The 18891-nt window shown below is 59.5% G+C and carries 14 protein-coding genes; 4 read left to right on the top strand and 10 right to left on the bottom strand.

The genetic code is table 11. The annotated features are described in order from the left end of the window. Position 1 precedes the first annotated feature (1 nt). From NKI24_RS27395 to tssL, 3 genes are all read right to left on the bottom strand, one after another. Entirely contained in the window at positions 2-775 is a 774-nt protein-coding gene (locus NKI24_RS27395) for a PP2C family protein-serine/threonine phosphatase (protein WP_352692841.1), read from the bottom strand. Between the two features lie 173 nt (positions 776-948). Next, a complete protein-coding gene (gene tssM / locus NKI24_RS27390; protein WP_352749865.1) occupies positions 949-4509 on the bottom strand; it encodes a type VI secretion system membrane subunit TssM in 3561 nt (1186 codons plus the stop codon). Between the two features lie 22 nt (positions 4510-4531). Beyond that, positions 4532-5764, bottom strand: a complete 1233-nt coding sequence (gene tssL, locus NKI24_RS27385) for a type VI secretion system protein TssL, long form (protein ID WP_352749863.1) — start codon at positions 5762-5764, stop codon at positions 4532-4534. Positions 5765-5999: 235 nt separating this feature from the next. Between tssL and NKI24_RS27380 the strand changes: the two genes are divergently transcribed. After that, the gene (locus NKI24_RS27380) at positions 6000-6302 is read left to right on the top strand and encodes a hypothetical protein (RefSeq protein WP_352749861.1); all 303 of its coding nucleotides are present in this window, start codon (positions 6000-6002) and stop codon (positions 6300-6302) included. Positions 6303-6326: 24 nt separating this feature from the next. Here NKI24_RS27380 and tagH read toward each other — a convergent pair whose 3' ends face one another. Beyond that, positions 6327-7382, bottom strand: a complete 1056-nt coding sequence (gene tagH, locus NKI24_RS27375; protein WP_352749859.1) for a type VI secretion system-associated FHA domain protein TagH — start codon at positions 7380-7382, stop codon at positions 6327-6329. Between the two features lie 242 nt (positions 7383-7624). On the opposite strand from tagH, the gene NKI24_RS27370 reads away from it, so the two are divergent. The 3 genes from NKI24_RS27370 to NKI24_RS27360 are packed head-to-tail and all read left to right on the top strand — an operon-like array spanning position 7625 to position 10785. After that, positions 7625-9955 carry a type VI secretion system Vgr family protein gene (locus NKI24_RS27370; RefSeq protein ID WP_352749857.1) on the top strand — a complete coding sequence of 777 codons (2331 nt, stop codon included), beginning with the start codon at positions 7625-7627 and terminating at the stop codon, positions 9953-9955. A gap of 12 nt (positions 9956-9967) precedes the next feature. After that, positions 9968-10393, top strand: coding sequence for a DUF6484 domain-containing protein (locus NKI24_RS27365; protein ID WP_352692836.1), 426 nt, complete (start codon positions 9968-9970; stop codon positions 10391-10393). Then, complete coding sequence (locus tag NKI24_RS27360) at positions 10393-10785, top strand: hypothetical protein (protein WP_352746843.1); 393 nt, start codon at positions 10393-10395, stop codon at positions 10783-10785. Before NKI24_RS27365 ends, NKI24_RS27360 begins: the two co-directional genes overlap by 1 nt. On the opposite strand, the gene NKI24_RS27355 is transcribed toward NKI24_RS27360, so the two are convergent. From NKI24_RS27355 to tssM (NKI24_RS27330), 6 genes are read right to left on the bottom strand one after another with little or no spacing between them, the layout of a single operon-like run. Beyond that, positions 10755-11594, bottom strand: coding sequence for a hypothetical protein (locus NKI24_RS27355; RefSeq protein WP_352749854.1), 840 nt, complete (start codon positions 11592-11594; stop codon positions 10755-10757). The genes NKI24_RS27360 and NKI24_RS27355 overlap by 31 nt on opposite strands. Then, entirely contained in the window at positions 11591-12709 is a 1119-nt protein-coding gene (locus tag NKI24_RS27350; RefSeq protein WP_352749852.1) for a DUF4150 domain-containing protein, read from the bottom strand. Before NKI24_RS27350 ends, NKI24_RS27355 begins: the two co-directional genes overlap by 4 nt. Then, positions 12706-13731: a beta-ketoacyl synthase N-terminal-like domain-containing protein gene (locus tag NKI24_RS27345; protein ID WP_352749850.1), complete on the bottom strand. Its 1026-nt coding sequence runs from the start codon at positions 13729-13731 to the stop codon at positions 12706-12708. The genes NKI24_RS27350 and NKI24_RS27345 overlap by 4 nt, the downstream gene beginning before the upstream one ends. Further along, positions 13728-14831, bottom strand: coding sequence for a DUF2169 family type VI secretion system accessory protein (locus NKI24_RS27340; protein ID WP_352749848.1), 1104 nt, complete (start codon positions 14829-14831; stop codon positions 13728-13730). Before NKI24_RS27340 ends, NKI24_RS27345 begins: the two co-directional genes overlap by 4 nt. Continuing rightward, the gene (gene tagF, locus NKI24_RS27335; RefSeq protein ID WP_352749846.1) at positions 14831-15358 is read right to left on the bottom strand and encodes a type VI secretion system-associated protein TagF; all 528 of its coding nucleotides are present in this window, start codon (positions 15356-15358) and stop codon (positions 14831-14833) included. Before tagF ends, NKI24_RS27340 begins: the two co-directional genes overlap by 1 nt. Further along, complete coding sequence (gene tssM / locus NKI24_RS27330; RefSeq protein ID WP_352749844.1) at positions 15355-18891, bottom strand: type VI secretion system membrane subunit TssM; 3537 nt, start codon at positions 18889-18891, stop codon at positions 15355-15357. Before tssM (NKI24_RS27330) ends, tagF begins: the two co-directional genes overlap by 4 nt.

Below are 18891 nucleotides of genomic sequence, written 5' to 3'. Positions count from 1 at the left end.
CTCAACCCTCCGCTCTGGACAGATCAGGGTAGGGGGGGTGTCCATTGTGCCCGTTTGCGAACTTCACCAGCACAATGGTGACATTGTCTGTTCCGCCCCGCGCCAGCACCATTTGCAGCAGATTTTCGCAAGCCGCCTGAGGCGTCGCAGACACCACCACGGCCCCGATCTCGGCGTCGGTCAAATGCGCCGTCAGCCCATCTGTGCACAACACGAAGATGTCTCCCGGCATAATTTCGCCTTGCTGGAAATCGATGACGATTTCGTCGCTGACGCCGACGGCATGCGTGATGACATTGCGGCGCGGCCAGGTGAGCGCCTCGGCTGCGCTGATCATGCCGCGATCGAGAAGTTCCTGAACTTCGGTGTGGTCCCTCGAGATCTGCGAGATCGAGGCATCACGGACCAGATAAACCCGGCTGTCGCCCGCCCACAGGCAGGCAAATCGCCCATCCATCGCCAACAGGGCGGCAACGGTGGAGCCGATGGTTATGCCGCGAGATTCGGAGATCCTGCGGATCTCGGCGTTGGCGCGGCTCAGCCTGTCTTCGAAGCGCGCACGAAGATCCGGGGCGGAACTAGCAATGCCGATCGTGGCCAGATGATCGACAATGCTGGCTGAAGCGACCTCTCCGGCTTCATGTCCACCCATTCCGTCGGCCACCACCCACAGGCCGGTTCGTGGCTCGACTAGATAGTTGTCTTCATTGTGCTCACGGACACAGCCATTGTGGCTCACGCCGAAGCTTTCAAAGGAAAGGGCGACATCGCTCACCTTGCCACCAAGCGCTTCTCAAAGCGTCCTCTGCGGCGCACCTTCAGGCGCTCGCTGCTGCCACTTTGCCACAGGCTGGAATATTAAAGTATCGAAATTTAGCTTTGAGCCCGTGACGCGGGATCGCAGCCAGCTTTGGCGCCCTAGTTGCACCAGGTGAGGCTCAAATCCTCTCAAAACGCCTTCGGGCAGCTGAATGCGGAAAGTGCGGGAAGTAAGAAGGGACTGGGTCCGGAACCGGTCTGGATCGTGTAGCTGACGTCGCGTCCGCCGATTACGAAGCGCGCCTCAACAGTGCCGTCTTTGCTGGTGATCGTCGCCTTGTCCAGCAACCTCTTGAGCGACCACGGCCCTTCGAAGCTGATAGCGGATTCGCGGCCCGGCATTTCCGGCATCAGTCTCAGACTGGCGGATGCCGAGGCCGCACCGCTCGGCCAGGACACAGTGCTTGGCGTGTTACCCGCCTGATTGCTCTGGACGATCTGGCCATCGACGTCGAGCACCGCAGTATCTGCATCACCGTTCAGCGAGAACGGGGTAAAGGTCAGGTTGACCGACGGCATTGACCCACCCGACGGGAAAAATGCGCCGCGGATTTCAGCAGCCAGCTGAAAGTTTTTCAGCGTCGACTTCGACAGGTCGCGCCCAAAGCGCGCATCCCGTTTCCAGCTCCAGTCCTGGCCGCTCATGTCGATCAAGGAAGCAAGGTTTTGTGCGAAGAACCGGTCCATCAGGCCGCCTGGAGAGAACAACTTGGCGAAGTCCGCCATCGCAACATCCTGGGTACCATCGCCGGCGAAGGGGTAGCGGCCGTTGACCGCCTCCTCGCAGGGCTGCGTGACGGCCTGGTCGAGCATCTCGTTCAAATTCGTCAAGGAAATTTCAGCCGCGTTGCCCTCAAATTCGTCTGCAGTTGCGTTGACCATTCTGCCGAGTTGCTTGGGCAGACGCGATGCATTGGCGCGAAGAGTGGCTATCTGCAGCTGCAGGTTGGCGTTGACACGTTCCGTCTGCAAGGGGACCTCGGTTGCCAGTTGCAGACTCTGGTGGATGTCGCGAAAATTCTGGGTCAGCGCATCGATGGGTCGGTGTCCAAAAGGACCGCTTACCAGAGCCTGGAAGGACCTGAACTGCGCTTCGATGTTTGCCCCAGGGCTCTGGCGAAATTTCGCGGACCCCGTACCGGCACGGCTTTGCGACTTTGCGGAGCTAATTTGAATGCCGATGCGAGCCAGGCCCTTGGCCATGTCCGCGACATCCTGGTACTGGCGCATGAGGGTGCCGGCTATCACCCCAGTGCCCGAGTCTTCGCCGGAGACAGGGTCGCGCGCCAGGGCTGTTTCCTCGGCAATCGCGGTAAAAAGCTGTTCGATCGGCGAGCTTGGTGAGGCAACGGCGGAAAGCGCGACATAGTTCGGCTTGTCGTTCAGCATGGCTTTGAATTTCAAACCATCGAGAACGCTGTTCCACGCGGCTGCGAACTCCTTGCCGTAGCGATCGAGAAGTTCGGGGCCGAGCTGGAGCAACTCCTGATCGATCCCGCCTTGCTCGCCGCCACCGCCCAGGACCCACTGGTCGTCGACGAGTGTCTGCGCAATGCGCGAAAGCTGTCCGAGATAAAAGTTGTTGAATCCGGCATGGGTGTAGAGACCGGGAATACGGAGCTTCGACAGATCGCCGCCATCGACGCGCTCGAACACAAGCTGCGCTTCCGGCCCGCCTTTTTGCGAAACAGAAAAATCGTCCAGCGCAGCCGCGTACACCGCCGACTTGATCAATGCGGACGCACGATCGGTAAGGCTCATGCGCCCGAGTGAACGTTGGGCGGCTTCCACAAGCGGCTGGTTGAGTTCGAAAACCGGATCATAGGCATCGTCCAACGCAAGCATGGCGCGCAGGTGCTTTTCGAGCTGCGCACGTCCTTCGCGGTTGCTCTCGCCTGGATACCGGTTCTGTTCCCAATCCTGCTTCATCCAGGAGATGATCAATGCGTCATCGACCTTGGGTGCCTTGCCGCCGAGCATCAGGTAGATCTTGAGCGGTTCGTAGAGCGCGGCGGGCTCAGCCATCGTCGCCTGGACGCTCCGCTCCGCCTGAACAAGCAGACGCGACCGCAACATTCGTTCCAGTGCTTGCCGGTAGGCCGTTGTCGATGCCGAAAGAAGCCTTTCCCGCTGGCTAAGGCCGACCGTTTCCTCGATCGGGGTCGGTAAGTCACTGGTTTCAAAACCGGCCGGCATGTTGCGCAACTGGTCGAGCGGCCCGATGACGTTTTCAAGGTCGACATCGGTGACCGTCGTGCTCTTGGGCAGAGCGTCGGCTGTCTCGCGATATTGGCTCGTCGCCTGCGTCGTGGAGGCAATCAGCGAGCGGTTGGCCATGAAGCTCATCCCGAGCGCGCCAAGGGCCGCTGCAGTGATCAAGGCTATGATGCCAAAGCCGCCATATCTGAGGGCCGCTGCCCGCCTCTCGCTCGCTCGGTCATAGGAAACCCATCCGGATTCGGCGAAAATGACATCAGTCAGGAGATCGTGCAAAAAGAAGCTCTTGCCGGTCCCGGACAGGTGGGGGCGGGAATTGTTGCCGAAACTGCGGCCGATTGCGCCCAACACTTGATCGATCGGCGTTCCCTCTTGGGTCCCCGACGAGAAGTAGAGCCCACGCAAGCTGATGTTCACTTGGCTACGGACCGGATCGAACAGGCTGGTCACGAAATTGGCAATTCGGCCCTTGAGCGCGTAAAACTGGGCCGGAAAGCCAAAGATCGATATGCGCGAGACCGGGTCAGGCTCTTCCTGCAGGCGATCAGGCATCTCGTCCGCCAAGCGGATCGCCAGTGCATCGAATTCGGCCGAAGCCTCACCGGCCATGTTCTTGTTGCGGTCCGTGGTCTGGAATGTCGCGCCCCAGACCTTGCGCCTGCGCGGCTCCTCGAAACTGCCGAAATAATCCATGAAGCCGGCAACAAGATCGGCCTTGGTGAACAGCAGGTACACCGGAAACTGGATTTTCAGCGTCTCGTGGATCTCCCTCAGGCGACTGCGTATTTCAACGACATGGGCGTCAAGCTGCTGGTCATCAAGCCTGATGAGATCGGCAAGGCTGATGGCCAGGATAACCCCGTTAATCGGTTGTCTGGTGCGGTGTTTTTTGAGCAGTGACAAAAACGCAAGCCAGCTCTTGCTGTCGCTTCCAGCATTGGAATCCTGCGTGGTGTAGCGTCCCGCCGTGTCGATCAGCACAGCCTTTTCGGTAAACCACCAGTCGCAGGAGCGGGTGCCGCCAACACCGGCCACCGGCTGGGCGTCTCCTGAACCGGCAAGCGGAAAATTCAGACCCGAATTGACCAGTGCCGTCGTCTTGCCGGCGCCCGGCGGGCCAATGACGATGTACCAGGGAATGTCGTAAAGGAAATTGCGCTTGCCGCTCGACCGCTTGAGTGCTGCGATGGCCTCACTCATGCGCGCCTCGAGCACCGGTGAATCGTCATTGCGCCCGTCGTTGCGGGCAATGACCGTCTCGAGCGCTTTTTGCGCCTTTCTCACATGCCAAGCGCGCACTCCGTAAACGAGGGCCGCGGTCGCCATGATCGTGCCGATGATTGTCGCACGCAACCAGACAGGTCCCAGCGGCCGGATATCGGCGAAGCGTATCAAAGGTCCAGCAAACCAGATCGCCGCCGCAAAACCGGCCAACGCGGCCGTGCTGAATATCCGCGGCAGCCAACGCATCATTGGCGTTTCCCACCGGCGGTGTTCACAGCGTTTCCTCCTTGAGGATCATCACGTCGACACGGCGGTTCTTGGCGCGGCCCTCGGACGTCGCATTGTCGGCAATTGGCTCATCTTCGCCCTTGCCCTCGGCGGTTACTCGCGAGGGATCGCTAAGCTTCGCGGCGATCATTGTCTCAACAACCTTCGCGCGGGCGACCGAAAGGTCAAAATTCGATTTGAACGTGCTTGATTTCCGTGGTTTCACATTATCCGTGTGGCCAACGATCGTGATTGGCCCTGGCTCGTGCTCAAGGGCTGCGGCAATCTGTGTGGCCAGTGGCAGAAAGTCGGGCTTCACTTCGGTCTTCCCTGGCTGAAACAATAATTGATTGTTGATCTCCACTACGATGAAGTCGCCTTTTGTGCCGATGGTCATCCCGCCGAGCTCGACTTGCGTGGACAGTGCTGAGCGGATGCGGTCGATCTGGCCGGTCACGGCAGGCGAGGCGGCTGTCACCGGTTTGGCGAGTGGGGGTACCACACTGGCGCGCTCGATCGTCACAGTCGTCGAGGGATTGAGCGCGAGCAATTGTCTGGCTGCAGCATCGCCTTCATCGGTCATGAACGCCCGCAACGTGAAGAACGCGGCCGTCACCAGGGCTGACGCCGCTGCAGCAACTCCCCAGAGCGGCAGGCGGGTCGAAGACGGCACCATCATAGCGGCCATGCCTTGCCAGCGGGGGGAGATGTCCTCTCCGGCGGCCCTGAAGTAGCGAAGCGTCTCGTAGACGTCGCGCCGCACAGGTTCGAGACTGGTATCGTCGCGCGCCAGGCCACGATACTGGCCCTCAAATCCCAGGGATAGGCAGACATGCATCAGCTCGAGCAGGTCTAAGTGTGGCTCAGGATTGGCCAGCACCTTGTTCAGTGCTTCGTAAAAGCCGCCGCCGGTGGGCTCGATGTGAAAGAACCGCGACAGCATACTGTGCTGTGCCCAGGTGTCCTCGCCGGCCCAAGGCAGGTTGCCGACAAGATCGTCGGCCGTTTCGCAAAGGGCAAACTTCGCGATCCGCGCATCCTCTTCGGCAACCCCTGACTTCTCCAGCGTCCAGTCGAACCTCTCGATCGCCTCGGCGATATGTTCGGCCAATGGCGCCGCCTGTCTTTCGACCGGCACGAGCCTGAGATGCCCGAACAGGACGAGCAACGGTGCTGACCCAGCGAGGATCGGATTTGCCGTCGAATATTTTACCGTGTCTGCGGCGCCGAGCAGCACCTCCTGCTGAATGCTCGGCCTTGACCCGGCCGCCTCGGCTCTGGCCGCTGTACCGGACGATGCTCCCTGATAAAGAATGGTTCCGGATGTCCAGTCCGGCGGCATATGCCGACCTATGTCAGGATCGAAAACTGTCGATTCCTTGACATGCGGGGGCGCGACGGTCTTCGCAATCGGTTCGTTTGCGGCTGGTTTCGCATTCTGCCCGCGTGGTGGATTGGTGCGGATGACGGTCTTGCGGACCGGGCCGAAAGGATCGTCCTTCGAGCTCATCGCCGATATGCCGCTGCCGTGCAGTGTCCGCGCTCGCGTGCGAGAGGCGCCAGATCTTTCCTGGCTGGATAGGGCAGGCAATGGTCCTTCCGGCAAGGCGGTCCGGAGCTACAAGAAACAATGGCGCCACAATGTGACATTTGCCGCAGACCCCCGGGTCAATCAGGCTTACCCGCTTGGCGAACTGTCGTATGTGATCGTAGTCCCAGATGTTGTCGATTGGAACATGATGCGGCGCGCCGATGCGTTTTTCTTCGTCTGCTAAAGCGCCGCAGTCTGTTGGGCCGGTCTATTTTTGCTTGTCAGCTTTTGCATAGGCTTCGCCAAAATAGGCCAAGAATATATCAAGCATGCCGTTTTCGTGTGGTTCCTCCATGCTCCTCCACGTCCCGACAAACGCGTCCCATGCTTGGGCCTTCTTCGAGGTAAACGATGTCGGCGGGAGCTTTTTACCGATCGCCTCCGGCGAAAGGTCATCAAGCAGTCGCGAGAGCGCTGCTTGCATGGCGGCATAGGTGGCAAATTCGTGCGCCTTGAGATCGCGGAATGCGTCCTCGACGCTGTGCCTGGCATCGAGATAGCCGGCCCTGCGCCGCGCGAACATGATTTCGAGTATGTCGTCGGTGCCTGGGACAAATTTGAGAGGATTGTTTTCAGCGGAGCTTATCATCGTCCGGTGTGGGCTCTTGGCCAATGTCTTTGCAGCCGCACGTGCCTTCAGCAGCATGGCCAGTTGCTCGACCACCGTGCGCAGCACCGCGCCGATTTCGGCAGCGACTTCATGCGGATCACGCAACTGCAACAATTCCGGCGAAATGCCTGCGGCGATTGCAATTTCCCGCAGCACCTCGTCTATCGTCGAAGGCAAGGTCGCAGGCGGCGACGATGTCGATGGCGGGGCTTGCCCGAGCCATCGCTCTGCCGAACTGAAAAAAGGCTCGCCTCCGGAATCGGGCAGCCGATCGGCCGCGACCGGCATGTGTCGTTGCGTCGAACCTCGGTCAGCCTCCGGATGACCTGGCGTTGCGTGCTCGTCGTCAATCGATACAAAGATGACATAGCGGCCGACCAGGAGCCTGTCGCCGTGGTCTAGCCGGCGCGGACCGGTGATGCGTTGGCTCGATCCATTGATGAAAGTGCCATTGCGCGAAATGTCGTGCAGCCAAAACGCGCCTGCCTCGTATCGGATCTGGCAATGCCGGCCGGAGATGAACTTGTCAGGGTCGGGCAAGATCCAGTCGCAATGTTCGCGCCCGATTTTGAAGCTGCGATTACGCGATCTGTAGCCGGGCGACACGCCAGCGGGCAGGGCATCAACGTTGCTGATCTGCAGACTGATTAACATGCGAAATCGCCTGTGTGATCGCTGGCGGCCTTGCCGACAGGATACTCCATGTCTTTAGCGTGGCTAATCCCAATATTCGCATCCCAGTCGGTCCTATTCGTGGTCAGCTTTGGCCTGCACAACAAACATGTGGTACGTTCGAAATGGACTGGCAACCATCAGGGTCTGATGTGATTTCGAGTTCCTGACTAGGATCTTCAAATCCACTGGGCTGGCCGCCAGGCCGAGGAGGGGCACGACCCATGCCAAGTGAACAACGTGCCACAGTTGTGCAAACGCCAGTTGGCGCTGAACTGTTGACCTTTACACATCTCGTCGGGCGCGATGAGATCAGTCGTTGTCTGGCCTATACGGTCGGGTTCGTGAGCCCCAGCCACGATATCGATCCGCTGGAGATGCTGGGTGGCCCCGTCTCGATCGAAGGTGAAGCCGACCCCCAGCGCTGGTTCAGCGGCATCGTGTCGGAGTTTCGCCTCACCCGGATCGAGGATCGACTGGCCTATTACGAAGCAGTCGTCAGGCCATGGCTCTGGTTTCTCGGCAATACGACCGACTGCCGTATTTTCCAGAACATGAGCGTCATCGAAATCGTCGAAGAGGTTTTCTCGAAATACAGCACGGCAAAATTCGAGAAACGCCTGCAAGGGTCCTATCCGCCGCGCGAATACTGCGTGCAATATGACGAGACGGATCTCGATTTCGTGCAGCGGCTGCTCGAGCACGAGGGCATCTTGTATTTCTTCGAGCATGGCGAGGGCAAGCACACGCTTGTGCTTGCTGATGCGATGAGCAAGCTGAAGCCGGCGCCGGGCTATGAAAAAGTGCCTTACCACTTCGAGGGGCAGGGCTCCCGGCGCGATGTCGAATATATCACCGAATGGATTCCAGGCAGTTCGGTGCGGCCGGGCGCCTATGTCCATACCGACTATGATTTCAAGAAGCCGGGCGCTGACCTGATGGCCAAATCCGCCCAGCCGTTCAATCACAAGCTGGCCGCAGGCGAGAATTACCGTCAGCCCGGCGCCCACCTGGAAGTCGGCCGCGGTGATAGCCTGGCGGCGATCCGGCGCGAGGAAATCCAGGCGGTGCACCAGCGCATTGCTGCAGTCGGCACCGTGCGCGGCCTGTATTCAGGCTGCACTTTCAAGCTGGACGGCTTTCCGCGCGAGGACCAGAACCAAGAGTATCTGGTGGTGAGCGCCGAATACAGGCTGTTCGACCCCGGCTACAGAGCCCATGCGGATGTCGAGAGCGAGAACTTCAAGGTGATCCTCGGCGTGGCACCCACGGCATTGCCCTATCGTCCGCCACGGGTCACGACACGGCCGATCATGCGCGGCCCTCAGACGGCGACTGTGGTCGGTCCGTCCGGCGAGGAGATATTCACCGACAAATATGCGCGCGTGAAGGTCCAGTTCCATTGGGACCGGCTGGGCAAGAAGGACCAGAACAGTTCGTGCTTCGTGCGGGTTTCGCAGACCTGGGCCGGCAGCGGCTGGGGATTTATCCAGATTCCGCGTATCGGCCAGGAGGTCATCGTCGACTTCATCGAAGGCGATCCTGACCTGCCGATCATAACCGGCAGGGTCTACAACGCCGCGCAGATGCCGCCTTATGGACTGCCCGGCAACGCCACGCAATCCGGCTGGAAATCCGATTCGTCGAAAGGTGGCGGCGGCTACAACGAGCTGATGTTCGAGGACAAGGCTGGCTCCGAACTGGTCAACTTCCAGGCGCAGAAGGACCACCACCTTCTGATCAAGCACGACCGCAACAAGTTGGTAAAGCATGATCAGTCGGACCGCATCGATCACGATGCAAAACACTCCGTAGGGCACAACCTCGACGAGGACGTCGGAAACAACAAGACGGTCAAGGTCGGTGTCGACCAGACGACCAATATTGGCTCGAACGACACCGAGACGGTGGGTGTGGATAGGTCGCTGACCGTCGGATCGAACGAGACGATTCACGTTGTGGCGAATTCGACCGAGAATATCGATGCCAACCATTCGCAGACCGTAGGATTAGTTCAAACAATCACTGTTGGCGCGGCTCGTATCGATTCGGTCGGCGCCGCCGAGACCCGAACCGTCGGGGCGGTGCAGATGAACACTATCGGGGCGACACGGTCGGTCAGCGTGGGTCTCGGCCAAAGTCACGACATCGGCGCTTCCGACAGTTGGAAGATCGGAGCCAACCAGGGCATCGACATAACTGGCAACCAGAGCGTCAACATCGGCGGTGGGCAATCAACAGAGATCGGCAAGGCTCGGACAGCCAAGGTAGCCGCGGATGATATCACCGATATCGGCGGAGCCCACGCGCTCAAGATAGCAAAGGGCAGCGGGATTACCATTGCCGAAGACGGCTCGATTGGTGTCGGGAAGAAGCTGGTCATAGACGCCGGAGACGAGATCACGATCAAATGCGGCGACGCCTCCATTATAATGAAGAAGGATGGAACGATCGGCATCAAAGGAAAGGACATAACAATAACCGGCAGCGGCAAGATATTCGCCAAAGCGTCCGGTGACATTGTCATGAAGGGTTCGGAAATCAAACAAAACTGAGGAAACCGTCAGGTGGCAAAGATCATCGAACGAATCGAAGGCGTCGTAATCGGGATTTTTCTCGGTTTCGGCGAAGGTGGCCCGCTCGTTGTGTTTCCGGGCAATCCGAAGGATACGGCCCTTCCGGCTCGTAGTCTCGCTGAACTGAATTCCGATATGATTGGCTCCGAGGTCGCATTGTTGTTTGAGGACGGCGACCTAGGCCGGCCACTAATTGTCGGGCGTATCGTTGAACCAAAGGGAAAATCTGTAGCTCCTCATGTCGTCCGCGACGGCGAACGGGTGAGAATCACAGGCGAGGAACGCATCGAGCTGCGCTGTGGCAAGGCCGTGATCATCATGGAAAAGGATGGCCGCATCACCATTCGCGGCACCTATGTGACGAGTCATGCCAGTGCCGCGAATCGTATCCGGGGCGGTTCCGTGAATCTGAACTGATGCCGGCGCCCATCCTACGCGAAATCGTCCGCCAGCACGCCGAAATGGCGGCATTTCTATGGACTGTCTACGACTACAATCTGCTGCATCCCGGCGAAAATCCCGAGATGGACGATGAGCGGATAGCTAGATTGGTCGAGAGACTAGAAGCACATCTGGATGGGCTGCGGGTGGCCGGAGATGCGGGAAAGGAAATCGTCAAGGAGCGCTACGACGAGTTTCCTGAGGCTGGAGAGCTTTTCGTCCTTCGAATGCTGACGACCAGATCGACTGTTCGCATCGTCGATCTCAATCTTGAGAAGGTTCGAAAATATCTCACCAATGCGGGCACATCGGTTGCGGCTAGCGTACGTGCTCCTGGTCAGTCTGGTATTTCCCTCCCAAAGAAATAGCGAACTCCCGGTCTGAATTCGAACAGGTCGACTTCGTCGAAGAGTTGCTCAAGGGCAGCGGCCGCAGGTTTTCGGTTCAGCTGAATATTCTTGTAAAATTGCGAAAGGTCGAATCCGGTGAATGCCTCTATTAGGTTTCTGGCGGTAACGACGTCTTCGTTGTCATAGGTCTCCCCAAGGGTATTCAACAAATTGAGCGCCAGATCCTCAATGTTTACGGGCTTGCCGTAGAGAAAGGACTGGCGCGAAGAATTAGGAAAATTTGCACGGATCTCATCGATTTTTAGCTCAACGGCTTTCGCGTATTCAACTACGTCATATTGGCGACGCCCAGGTTCATACTCATCGATCGAATCCGGCACAACTTGCGGTCCATCGAAGACATCTCCGACCGAAGCCTCCAAGGTGATCGACAAATGGTATGGAAGGTCGGTATCGCTGTCGACGGTGACTTCATCTCTGTAGAACCAGACCGCCTTCTGCGTCGCATCCAAAATGCCGCTCCTTGAGAGAGCGATGCAGAGCCATTCAATGGATTGGCTATCTTGCTGCAGCGATTGGCGGATTGGGTCCGCCACATCCAGGAGCAAGGTCCTTGGTGTGACGTACGGCAACAGCGCAAACGCGTCGATAACTACTTCCACCGAGGGGGAGGCTTCGAAGACTGTTGGAAACATTGCAGATGATGCGAAGTTTCCCTTCTTGCACTCTTCAAATATCTGCAGCAGCCGCGCTCCGGCTGGCGTCGAACGGCTGCGAAACTCGTTCGTCCCGAAGTGGAAAAGTTTGCCGCGCGTCGAGAATGTCATGGATAAGGGTTTATTCCTTGAAGCGTGCCTTGCGCCTCATTGATTTTGTCGCATTCGCCGGAAAGGGCGCCTTGGCCTATCAAGTTCTTGGGGGAATTGGGACATCCACCGGCATCTATGGGGGTCATGTGGTGCACTTTGCCCGTGTTTGTTCCGGTGCCTTTGCCGTCCCGTTTTATTATCGCTTTTTTCACAGAATCGGTAATTCCAAGTATTTTTGTACGGACATGATGCAGTATGTCGACGTGAATAAGGTCTTTTTCGTTCTTTCTTCCAGCGTGCTTGGTTTCTAATTCTCTCTTCTTTTCCGGGTCTGCTTGCTCAAGAATTTCGGAATAGCTACGCGTTCCCTTGAAGTGGACACCGCAATCTTTATCCTCCTCATGCAGGTTTGGGCATTTTTCTCCCGTTGCTCGTGCATTTGCTACGGTCTTAGACGCCTCCTTGCGTTTTTCGTACTGATCCCACGCTTTCATGCGAGGCACCAAGCCTAACGTACCGGCTTTGGCTGTTTCCTCAATATTGACGATCTTAGCGTTCGCCCGCTGCATGCGCTCCTTGTAGTATTCGGCCTCGGGGACAGTATCACACATCTCGCCGTTGGCTTTCACCTGATTGGCGTGGGCGGGTTCTGTCCCGCAGCACGGGCACTTGGTCTTTGGCGCCGACCCGCCACCAGGTCCCGGTATCCCCACCTTAGCCTGCGGAGGTGTGTTTCCAACCTGATCGCTTGTATGATTGTTTGTCGAGATATCTGAGAACCGGCTGACAGGGAGGCTGTCCGCCTTTACATTGCTTGACCACGCTCGCGCGTATTCCTTACTGGTGTTAGTAGACGAGATGACTCCTTTCTTGGCTGCGCTGCCGGCTTCCGTGCCAGTGGTCTTGCTGTAGTCCGATTTGTCCTTTTGGGTGATGTTCTCTCCGCCGATTTTGACGGTACCGGTGCCCTTCTCAGTATCCGAGTCCATTCCAAATGACGGATACGGGATCGGTACCCCTGGCGGTGTCGCTGGATTTTCGGGCGGAGTGAAACAGACATCTGGAAAGGCCGCGATGACCTTGTTGCCCTGGGCCTTTGCGGCCACCTCCAGTCCGTTGGCGAAGACAGTCACCAGGCGGCCCTCGCAGCCAGCACGGCAGCTCCACAAGCGCCTGCATCGTTGGAGGACTCGACAAGCACCGGGTTCCCCGTCGCGTAGTTCTTTCTTGCCGCCATTAGTGCCATTCCGAGCATCAGAGGCGTGACCGCCGCACCAACATTGCCGAGGGTTTCCGCAGGCGACCACAGATCCTGGGACGGACACGGATTGCGCACCAGCCGTATCGATGCCAGCGCCGTCTGCTTAAACCAATACTGTTCGCCGATGAGATCTGAAATTCGATAGCCGAGGCGGTTTATCTCTATTCCAGTCTCACCCAACGCATGGCGATAAGCGGACGTCATACCGTCCGCCCTGAGCGGCAAGTCTTGCTTGTTGTAAATAGAGGCCGCCTCGCGCGAAAGGCCTAGTCCCGCTAGCCGAAATCCCCCCCGCCTCGGTGGCCCGCACAGGACTGCCGCCGCCGCTTCCCCAGGAATAAACCCGTTTGGATTGTCGGACGTTAGAAGTCGACGCTCCTTAAGGTAATACGTCGTGGCCAAGGTCGTCAAATAGCTATCAACGCCGGCAACCATCACGTATGGTATTTCGCCCGATACAATCATCCGACGCGCATGATCAAGCGCCACGTGTCCGGACGGTCGCCCATGGGCAACCACCCGTGACCGCGAATGCTTTTCGACTTCGGTGATCTCGGCGATACGGTCGAGCAGACGCAGCGTGCTTCTTACCGGCCGCCCTGGGCGGTCTTCCTCTGCCAAGCAAAGGATCAGCGCGGCTTGCCCACGCGCTTCCGGAACTTCTTCGAATGCCTCGACAATTGCGCCTGCGGCGAGATGCGCCATTCGTTTCTCGCCGATCCAATTGCGTGGCAGAGGTACCGGCGCGCCGATCAGCCACTCGTCATTTTCATCCTTGAAACGCGTTTCCTGAAAGCCATCAATCCCAGCCCGGATCGCTGCGCAAGCCGATGGTGCGTCAAGGCCAACCGCCGTAACCATGCCGACCGAAAGAATGTCGAGTGCCGGCCTCACGTGTTCTCCGCCTTCTGCGCCGCAGTCGTTTCATCGAAGCGAGAATAAGCACGAGCCGCAGCTCGTATCCGCACCATTGCCTCGGTCGGCGGGCCGATCCAGCATTCGCTGAAATCGAGAATAGTACGGTGAATGCGCTGCGATACGCGCCAGACCAACGAGAAGCGTCTGTTCTCCGGGTCGAAGAGGACAGTGTCTGGAAAGGTGACGCGCTCGGGGGCCTTCTGCCTACCCTCGAACAGCGTCAACGGCAATGCTGTCGATGGCAGCCGAAAACTCACCCGCCCGTCAGGTGTCAGATTCACCAGTTGCACTTCTTCGCCACCTCTTGGCAGGTCGATCTGCTGGTCCGGCGGTGCCATCTGGAAGTAGCGCTCGTCGAAATCCTGGGGCAGGAAGGGGAAGACATTGTCGATCCAGTTCTGGTCATAGGTGCCGCCAAATTCGATGCGTCCCGGCCAGCCGCGGCCCATCGGACCGAAACTCATCGGCTTATAGTCGCCGAATGGCGAGCGGATTTCTTCACCGACAGCTTGCGTATTCGGTAGCCGCAGGCCGGGAATGAGGCGCTGGTTCTTGGTTCGCGACCAGCCGGTGCCGACCGGGTTGTATTTGTAACTCGCTGGCAGTTTGTCCTCTGGATCGAGCCGGTCGGTGCCACCCCAGGCGACATCGTAGGAAATTGCCATGCGCAAGAAGGGCTGTGCCGACGTGGCAGTAAACACTGGCCCGACGGAGCGCCACTCGCGGTGGCCCACGACCTCGAAGAGCTTCGACCAATTGCCCACCTTGACGCCGACCGGCACGCGTTCGGCCGGACGTCCTCCCGGCGCATAGGCAAAGGCATTGGCAATCACGTCACAACGCGGCTTGCGGAAGGCGAAATCGGTTTCCCATAACGTGGCCGAATAACCAGGCACGCCGGTGTGCGTGTCGGCCATGACCAGCGGAATCTGTTCCACCGATTTTTGTACCGGTCCGCCGGGCGTGGCGGGAAAGTCGAACGTGCCTTTGACCACCACGACGATCCACTCATGGCCGGCCTTGTCCATGCCCATGGTGAATTCGTGCGGATACCCCATCTGGTTCCAGATCTGCATCAACTGGTCTCCCAGTTGGCGGCAAAGATCTGCTTCAGCGTAGCTTGCGGCGACAGCGGATCGACGTCGAAAATGTCCGAACGCGCTGTCCACATCACCATATCGCTGATGACCTCTTCGCCCGGCTCGACAGGCGGTACTGGCAGTGCGCTTAAAGCGGTATCCAATTCGCCAGGCGTCAGCTCGCCCTGCTGGGCGGCGACGGCCGCTTCTTCGATCCCGGAAAACCACGCATCGGCGCGAGCCAGCTGAACGGAAGCCTCAGAAAGCTGCGCGACGACGCTCAACGGAAACTGCCTGCCAACCCTATCGACGCTCTGCAAGATAATGCCCGCCGACGCGTCGACAAAGCCCGGACCCGTTAGGAACCGTAGCGCCGTGCCGCGCGGCCAGGTTTCCGAGCCCATCAGCGGCACAATGTGCTGCGCCAGCCAGCGGTCCCAGACGCGCACAAAATCCCCCGGCAGCCGCCGCGTGACGAAATCGCCGGTGGCAGGCATCTTGCCGTAAAAGCCGGGCAGGATCATATCTGCGGCGGACATGAAAATTTCTTGAACATTTGCAGGTTGTAAGGGTTTTCGACGCTGGCGGCCTTGAGTTGGAAATCGGCGTACATGGCTTTGGTGCCCAGGCGCAGGCTGTAGACGTCCGACAGCGAGGTGCCGGTGAAGCGACCGCTGCGCAACATTCTCAGCCACGCCCAGCTGCCGGTCTCGTTGAGCAAGATTTCGGGCGAGCCATCGATCGGCTGGAAGGCCAGCGAGATGACGCCTGTGCCGTCCTTGCCGGGCCACGTCATCGGCTGCGGCCTTGTTGCATTGTTATAATAGACGAGGTTCTGGCCATCGAGATTGAGCGTCACGCGCGCGACATTGGGCGACAGATCCTTCGGTTCGAGCGTGAAGCTCATCAGCGGGCCTGTGCCGCCGGGAAAGAGATCATCACGGATCCGCCTTGCCTGTTCGAACGCGGCCAGTGCCGAAGGATCGAGGCCGAAATCGGCGCGCCATTTCCATGGCTGCGCCGACGTGTCGACATAGCTGATCAGGTGGTCGTTGATGAAGGTGTCGATCAGTCCTGCCGGTCCGAACAGGCGGGCGAAGTCGCGGACATTGACGTCGACGGCGCTGTCCGGGCTGAAAGGATAGCGGTTGTTGAGTGCTGCCTGGCAGAACGGCAGGATGTCGGCGCGCCAGATGGCGTTGAGCTCCGAGGTGACCGCCTTCTGCGTCAGGCCACTGGTATCGCCGGCAATGCCGCCCAACCAATCGTCGATCGGGTCGGGCAGGATCTGCGCCTGTCTGGCAACCGCTCCAGTCAGTTCGGCGAGGCCGCCCTGCTTCTTGATGGCGTCCTGAGGATCGGGATTGGCCGTCACCGTCTGCAGCACGTTGGACAGTGCGGTGAGCGCGACGATTGCGGCGTCGAGCGCCGGCGGCTGGCCCTCGACCTCGGCAACGGCACCCTTGAGCGGCTTGAAATGCTCGGCTACCAGACTGCCGGTAAGATCCACTTCGTCGGCGGAGCCCGCACGCGGCAAAAGCTTTGCTCCGGTTTTTACGATCTTGCCAAGCTTGCCCAGCTTGCCGAGCAGTTTCGAGCCACCTGCCGCCGCGGGCTTGTCGTTTGTCGGCGCTTCATCGGATCGCGTAAGCTCGGTCTCCTGGACCACCGCGGTAACCAGGCGCTTCAGCGCGGAGTCGGCACTTGAAAGATCCTTGAGGTTCTCACTGGCGACGTTGAGGTCGGTCAATGGCGCGAGCCTCATGTCGCGCAGGAAGCTGTCCCATTGCGCGATATAGTCGTCGTAATAAAGCTTCAGAATATCCTCTGACAGCGCCGACACCGAGGTTTCGGAATTTTCCGAGCAACCGCCGGCGAACACCGCCCGGTCGAGTGCTGCCTGGGCGGCGACATCCTCGACCCGGTCGAGAATGGCCTCATGGAAGCCGGCATAGGTGAACGCTCCCGAAATGCCGACCCGAAGCGTCTTGTCGGAACGCCGCGCAAAGACCTTGGCGCCGTTGGGGCCGGCGAAGTTGGCAGGAATCCATTCCTTGAGCGCAGCCACCGCCGGGTCGGCCAGCAGCTGCTTGTAGGCACGCGCCGGCAAGGAAATCGTGCAGACGGTTTTCAGTGCCTCTGCAACCAGTGCCTGGTCCGGGGCGATATAACTGGCGTCAACCGCCATGCGACGGATCGCGGCAAGCTGGTGCTCTTCGGCGTCAGCTGTCGGAAAGGGGGCAGCCGCGGCGAATTCAGGCAGATTGTTGACCCACCAGCTCTGGGCGAAGTCTGGATCCATCTGAGAAAGGCCGGTCATCATGCGATAGGTCTTCAGCGCGCCAAGCATGAAATCCGGATCGCGGATCTGCCGCCACATCGTCGCTTCGAGCAGCGCCACCATGTGCGGCTCGAGAACGTTACGCAAAGCATGGTCGTAAGTGTCGGTCTGTGCCCGCACCAGTTCCGCCGAGGATGATGGCCCCAGCAAATCCTGTGCTGCGCCAGGCGGCGGGGTGCGGGCATTTGCGACCTCATCCATGGCACTGAGGGCGACATCGATGGCAGGCTGTTCTACGGATGCCGGGTTTGCCGCGGCCGAGGTCAGTGGCGTTTGCAGCGCCTCGAACTGGCTTGCCTGGGCCGTGATCGCGTTGCGGTTGTCGTAGTAGGACCAGATGAATAGGCCGCTGACCAGCAGGGCGGCTGCGGCACATGCGGCGGCCGCGCCACGCCAGATCCAGGCGCGGCGGCGTTGCGCCAGCGGATCGAAGGTGCCGAGGCCGGCTTCCTTGAAGATGACTTCTGTGAGCAGGTTCTTTAGGAAGAAGCTGCGTTTTTCGACACGCGGCGCGGCCAACGCCCGGCGCGGCGGAAGGCCGAAGGAGGCAGACAGCGCTGCGGTCAGCCGATCGATGGGCGCCCCTTCCTGGGTCGCCGACGTCAGATAAAGGCCACGCAGCCAAGCGGCCTCCTCATACCGGCTTTCGCCGAACATCGCCTCGATCAGTACCTGGATCGGCTCGGACAGGCTGGCGAGTTGGGCGGGAAACCTGAAGATTTCGGCGCGGGCAGCAAGCTTGTCTTCGTCCTCCAGCCGGGGCACCAGCCGCCGCTCGAGCTCGGTTGCTAACGTCGCGATTTCCCGCTCGATGGTCTTTGCATCGACATGCGCGTCGAGTGCGAACGTAGTCCCCCAGACCTGCTCGCGCGCAGCCGTCGACAAACCGCCGAAGAAAGCCTCGAACCCCTTGATCAGGTCGGCTTTGGTCAGCATCAGATAGACCGGAAGGCGGATTTCGAGGCGATCGTTGAGCTCGGCCAGCCGACGGCGGATCTTGCGGCCATGCGCCTTGATGGTGTCGTCGCCCTCCGAAAGCACATCGATCGAAAGCGCGACGATCACCCCGTTGAGCGCCCGACGGCCCCGGTGCTTCTTCAAAAGGTCGAGGAAGCCCAGCCACTCCACTGCGTCGACGTCGGGTTGGCTCTCCTGTTGGACATAGCGGCCTGCAGTGTCGATCAGAACCGCACTCTCCGAAAAGAACCAGTCGCAATTGCGCGTGCCGCCGACCCCTTGCAGGTCGTCGGTCAGGTCGATCGGAAAATTCAACCCCGACTGGCGCAAGGCCGTGGTCTTGCCGGTGGCCGGCGGTCCGACGATCACGTACCAGGGCATCTCGCGCAGGAACTTGCGACCACCCAGTTTGCGGCGCTTCAACTCGGCCATGACCTCGCCGAACTTGGCTCCGACGGCAGCGACATTCTCTTCGCCGGGGCTGAGTGGCTTGTCTACCGCCGGCGCGGCGATTTCGGCGACGAACATACGGTTGGCACGGATCGCCCGACGCTGGGCGGCGATCAGCCAGATCAGCCAGAAGATGACCAGCAGCGCGATGATGACGATGCGCACATTGTCGGAGGCGAAAGGGTCGTAGGGTCCGACCCTGACGATCGGCCCGAATACCCAGATCACAAAGGAAAGCAGTGTGATGCCAATCAGTGTCCACAGCCAGCGCGATGTCAGGACCGCCCAGAGGAAGCGCAGGATGAACAT

Origin of the sequence: Mesorhizobium sp. M0701 (assembly GCF_040320365.1) — a bacterium.
Classification (GTDB): Bacteria; Pseudomonadota; Alphaproteobacteria; order Rhizobiales; family Rhizobiaceae; genus Mesorhizobium.
The sequence above is the reverse complement of the archived record's forward strand: the minus strand, read 5'-3'. Positions and strand labels throughout refer to the sequence as shown.

Excerpts from the sequence above, each read along its gene's own strand:
- tssM (WP_352749865.1), bottom strand. The coding sequence starts at position 4,509 with ATGATGCGTTGGCTGCCGCGGATATTCAGCACGGCCGCGTTGGCCGGT.
- tagH (WP_352749859.1), bottom strand. The coding sequence starts at position 7,382 with ATGTTAATCAGTCTGCAGATCAGCAACGTTGATGCCCTGCCCGCTGGC.
- NKI24_RS27370 (WP_352749857.1), top strand. The coding sequence starts at position 7,625 with ATGCCAAGTGAACAACGTGCCACAGTTGTGCAAACGCCAGTTGGCGCT.
- NKI24_RS27360 (WP_352746843.1), top strand. The coding sequence starts at position 10,393 with ATGCCGGCGCCCATCCTACGCGAAATCGTCCGCCAGCACGCCGAAATG.
- NKI24_RS27355 (WP_352749854.1), bottom strand. The coding sequence starts at position 11,594 with ATGACATTCTCGACGCGCGGCAAACTTTTCCACTTCGGGACGAACGAG.
- NKI24_RS27340 (WP_352749848.1), bottom strand. The coding sequence starts at position 14,831 with ATGCAGATCTGGAACCAGATGGGGTATCCGCACGAATTCACCATGGGC.
- tagF (WP_352749846.1), bottom strand. The coding sequence starts at position 15,358 with ATGATCCTGCCCGGCTTTTACGGCAAGATGCCTGCCACCGGCGATTTC.
- tssM (WP_352749844.1), bottom strand. The coding sequence starts at position 18,891 with ATGTTCATCCTGCGCTTCCTCTGGGCGGTCCTGACATCGCGCTGGCTG.